The organism is Palleronia sediminis (assembly GCF_004358695.1).
In the GTDB taxonomy this organism is placed as follows: Bacteria; Pseudomonadota; Alphaproteobacteria; order Rhodobacterales; family Rhodobacteraceae; genus Palleronia; species Palleronia sediminis.
The window spans coordinates 1-4,750 of the sequence record NZ_SNAA01000038.1 but is presented as its reverse complement, the minus strand read 5'-3'; the positions used below and the strand labels follow the sequence as shown (position 1 = coordinate 4,750).

The 4,750-nt window shown below is 63.6% G+C and carries 4 protein-coding genes; all 4 read left to right on the top strand.

Annotated features, from left to right (window positions below; all coding sequences use genetic code 11):
- The first annotated feature begins 124 nt into the window (after positions 1–124).
- The 4 genes from E2L08_RS16660 (at position 125) to E2L08_RS16640 (ending at position 4,479) form a co-directional block, all read left to right on the top strand.
- A complete protein-coding gene (locus E2L08_RS16660) occupies positions 125–1,090 on the top strand; it encodes an ABC transporter ATP-binding protein (protein WP_240758295.1) in 966 nt (321 codons plus the stop codon).
- Positions 1,087–2,049, top strand: a complete 963-nt coding sequence (locus E2L08_RS16655) for an ABC transporter ATP-binding protein (protein WP_133398206.1) — start codon at positions 1,087–1,089, stop codon at positions 2,047–2,049. Before E2L08_RS16660 ends, E2L08_RS16655 begins: the two co-directional genes overlap by 4 nt.
- Positions 2,046–2,765: a copper homeostasis protein CutC gene (locus E2L08_RS16650; RefSeq protein WP_133398205.1), complete on the top strand. Its 720-nt coding sequence runs from the start codon at positions 2,046–2,048 to the stop codon at positions 2,763–2,765. Before E2L08_RS16655 ends, E2L08_RS16650 begins: the two co-directional genes overlap by 4 nt.
- 349 nt (positions 2,766–3,114) lie before the next feature.
- Positions 3,115–4,479 (top strand): acetamidase/formamidase family protein, encoded by a 1,365-nt coding sequence (locus E2L08_RS16640; protein WP_133398204.1) that lies wholly within the window; start codon positions 3,115–3,117, stop codon positions 4,477–4,479.
- Positions 4,480–4,750 lie beyond the last annotated feature (271 nt).

Below are 4,750 nucleotides of genomic sequence, written 5' to 3'. Positions count from 1 at the left end.
ACTCGACCTCTTCGATGCATTGAACCTCCCGAAACCCGCCTGACGCTCGATGTCGTCACAAAAACGCTTGACCCGCGTCAACAATATCAATCGCTTATCGGATTAACTGTCGAACTCCGGCAGGGTGGACGAGCTGTCGACCGCCTTTCTGACCGAAACCGGCGCCATTCCAGCCCTGACCGGGGTCAGTTTCGATATTCGGCCGGGCGAGACGCTGGCCGTGGTGGGCGAAAGCGGGTCGGGCAAAAGCGTCACGGCGCTGTCCGCGATGCGCCTGCTCGAGCGGAACGCGCGGATCGAGGCCGATGCCTTGCGCTTTCGCCGCCGCGACGGCAGCGTGATCGACCTTGCCCGCGCCACCGAGAAAGAGATGCGGCGCATCCGCGGCAACGAGATCGGGATGATCTTCCAGGAGCCGATGACCTCGCTCAACCCCGTGCTGACGGTCGGGGACCAGATCGGCGAGGCGGTGGCCCAGCATCGCCGCATGTCGCGGGCCGCGCTGCGCGCCGAGGTGCTCGACCTGCTCGGGCTTGTCGGCATCCCCGCCCCCGAGGACCGCATCGACCAGTTCCCGCACCAGATGTCGGGCGGGATGCGCCAGCGCATCATGATCTCGATCGCGCTCGCGTGCCGGCCGAACCTGCTTATCGCCGATGAGCCGACGACCGCGCTGGACGTGACGATACAGGCGCAGATCCTGCGGCTGCTCAAGCGGTTGCAGGCCGAACTCGGCATGTCGATCCTGTTCGTGACGCATGATCTGGCCGTCGTGTCCGAGATCGCGGACCGGGTCGTGGTCATGTATGGCGGAACGGTTCTCGAACAGGGCGCGGTGGGCGATGTGCTCACCCGCCCGGTGCACCCCTACACGCGCGGGCTTCTCGACAGTTTGCCGGGGCAGGGGGCGACCCGGCTCAGGGCGATCCGCGGCACCGTGCCCGCCCCGCAGGACCGTCCGCCGGGATGCCTGTTCGCGCCCCGCTGCGACCATGCGCGAGAGGTCTGCGAAAGGGCCCGCCCCGCATTGGTCGATCGCGGCGAGGGGCACCCCGCCCGATGCGTCCGCAGCCCGGAGATCGCGCCATGACCGGACCCGCCCTGCTCGAACTCGACAATCTCAAGGTGCATTTCCCCGTGCGGGGCGGTGTCGTGCGCGCCGTGGATGGCATCAGCTTTTCGGTCGCGCGCGGCGAGGTGCTGGGCGTCGTGGGGGAAAGCGGATCGGGCAAATCGACCGTCGGCCGGGCGATCCTGCGGCTCGAGACTCCGACCTCGGGCACCGTGCGTTTCGACGGGGATTACATCCAGAGCCTGCCGGAGTCGCGGTTCCGCGCCTATCGGCGGCGGATGCAATACGTGTTTCAGGACCCTTTCGCCTCGCTCAACCCCCGCAAACGGGTCGATGCGATCATCGGCGAGGCATTGTCGATCCACGGGCTCGGGCGCCGCGCCGACCGGCCCGGCCGGATCGCCGCGCTGCTGGAACAGGTCGGCCTGCCGCGTTCGGCGATGACGCGTTATCCGCACGAGTTCTCGGGCGGCCAGCGGCAGCGCATCGGCATCGCGCGGGCGCTGGCCGTCGAGCCCGAGTTCATCATCGCCGACGAGCCGGTTTCGGCGCTCGACGTCAGCGTGCAGGCCCAGGTGGTGAACCTGCTCCAGGATCTACAGCGCGATCTCGGGCTGACGATGCTGTTCATCGCGCATGACCTGGGCGTGGTCGAGCATCTCTGCGACCGCGTGGTGGTCATGTATCTCGGAAAGGTGATGGAGATCGGCAGCCGTCGCCAGATCTACGACACGCCGCGCCACCCCTATACGCGGTCGCTGCTGGCCGCGGCCCCCCGGATTGGGGCCAGGGCCGGGGACAAGGAAATCGTCGAGGGGGATATCCCCTCGCCCATGGCGCCGCCGTCGGGCTGCGTCTTTCGCACGCGCTGCCCCATGGCGATCCCCGAATGCGCCAGCCGGGTTCCGCCGCCCGAAACCGTGGCCGAGGGGCACATGGCCGCCTGCATCCGGCTGAACGAGCCCGCGGTGCCATGACGCGGATGCTCGAAATCTGCGTGGACAGCCACGAGGGCCTGTCCGCGGCCGTGGCGGGCGGTGCCGACCGGATCGAGCTGTGCGCGGCGCTGGCGCTTGGCGGGCTCAGCCCCTCCGAGGCGCTGTTGCAGGCGGCCATGCGCTGCCCGCTGCCGGTTCACGCCATGATCCGGCCCCGCGCGGGCGGGTTCGATTACGGCGAGGCCGAACTGACCGATATGGAGCGCGAGATCGACCGCATCCGCGACCTCGGGCTTGCGGGCGTCGTGCTTGGGGCGGGCTCTCGCGCGGGGCTCGATTTCGCGGCGCTGGGGCGGCTGGCCGCGCGCGCCCGCGGCATGGCGATGACGCTGCACCGGGTCATCGACCTCGTGCCTTCGCCTTCCGAGACGCTCGACCGGGTTGCGGCATTGGGCTTCACGCGGGTGCTGAGCTCGGGCGGCGCCACGACCGCATGGGCGGGACGCGCGACGCTTGCCGCCATGGTGCACGCCGCGCCGCCGGGGCTCGCGATCATGGCGGGGGGCGGCGTGAGCGCCGGTAACGCCGCCGATCTCGTCGCGGCTACGGGGGTGCACGAGCTGCACGGCTCGGCCTCGGCGGCGGCGCCGGAACCCGACGCGGATCTCGTGCGACTGGGCTTTGCCCCGCCCGCACCCCGCCGCACCGACCGGGTGCAGGTCGCACGCCTCGCCCGGATCGTGCGGGGCGGTTAGGGCGGGCCTATCGGCGCGCCACCACTGTTTCGCCATCGGGCGTTTCCACCGTCAGCGTGCCGTTCTCGGCAATGGAATAGCGCGTCACTCGGGCGAGCAGGTCCAGCAGCCGTGTTTCCTGCGTCGCGAGGCTCTTTTGCAGCCGACCCTACCGCCAAGTTAGCCGGCTAGTCGCCTGATATCTTTTGCGCTGATCTAAATGAACAGCTTCCCACGCCCCGTTTTCGTACCGAAAACACGTTGTGAAAAGTGGAAGCAATCGTAGGATTTCTTGACTCCTCCAACGAAAAAGACCCAATACTACTCTGCATCGCAATATAGTAACTGTCCTAGTGATTCGGAGGAAATTATGTTCCAACACCTCTTCGGTTTCAGGAATGGTGTTCCGGTGGTAGTGGGGGCATGCTTTGCCCTCCCCGCGTTTGCGCAGGTCGATTGCGCGCAGCCGCCTGCCTTGCCGGTACACCACCAGATACCTGCGAACGCAGACACAGTGCATTGGGGCTTTTTCAGCAAGGATCTCAGCCCCCAGAAAGTCATTCATTCAGAGGACTTGGTGACGATAGAGACGCTGACTCATCATGCGAATGATGACGCGGAGCGTATGGTTCTGGGTGATCCGAGCGCTGAAAGTGTGTTCCACTGGGAAACGGGCGAAAAGGGAGTGGAACGACGTGGAGCGGGGCCGATGGATGCCTCGATAATGGGGCGTGGGGCTGGCGAAGGATTCGGTGTCCACATTTTGACCGGCCCGGTCTATGTCTGTGATGCTGAACCGGGCGATGTGATCGAGGTACGAATACTCGACGTTCATGCCCGCCCTTCGGCCAACCCTGATTATGTTGGCAAGGTATTTGGTAGCAACGTCGCGGCGAAATGGGGCTTCCAATACAATGATTACTTGGAAGACCCCAAGCAACGTGAAATGATCACGATCTTCGAACTGGATGCGACCGGCTCCGAGCAATGGGCCCGTGCGATATACAATTTTCAATGGACGCCTCAGACTGATCCGGATGGCGTTGTGCACGAGACAATCGACTATCCGGGTCTGCCGATTGACCGAAGCACGATCTCGACCGACACGGACATACTTCAGGGTGTCCGGATCCCAGTTAGACTGCATTTTGGTACAATGGGCGTTGCGCCTGATATTGACGGTCTCGTCGACTCGGTTCCGCCATCGTCTTTCGGGGGCAATATCGACAATTGGCGTGCCGGCAAAGGTGCAACGATGTACTATCCCGTCGCTGTCCCTGGCGCGCTATTCAGCGTCGGTGACCCCCATGGCGCTCAAGGTGATTCCGAACTTAATGGAACTGCCATCGAGATGTCGCTGACTGGCCTATTCCAGATCGTACTGCACAAAGCGGGTTCTTTGGGCGGGACGCCGCTTGAAGGCTTGGATTTTCCCCTGCTCGAAACCGACGACGAATGGGTAGTTCATGGCTTCAGCTATCCAGATTATCTCACCGATCTCGGAAGCGGTGCGCAAACCGCGATTTTCGAAAGTTCTTCGCTCGACAAGGCCATGACGGATGCATTTCGTAAGATGCGGCGGTTCTTGATGACTACGAAAGACCTGCGTGAAGACGAGGCGCTATCAGTCATGTCCATAGCGGCCGACTTCGGTGTCACTCAGGTGGTAGATGGAAATTGGGGAGTTCATGGCATAATCCCAAAGCGAATCTTCGTTAGTTCCGGGAATGAGTGAGCTTACCGAGCATATAAGTTTTGGAACGGCGAATAACGCCCCTTCTAGAGAGCTCTCTGAAACAGATCAAGGCGCGGTTTGATTATCGCCCCGCTACGGCTGAAACAGGTACGCTCGCACGAATAACGTTGTATCAATGCGAAGATGGAGACTAGGGTCAGGATGCATTGATTGTTGCTGTTCGGCGTGATTCACGGCCCGAAAAACGGAGCGGTGACATGGACGACCTCTACTGGCTGAGCGACGAGCAGATGGCCAAGCTTTCCCCTTT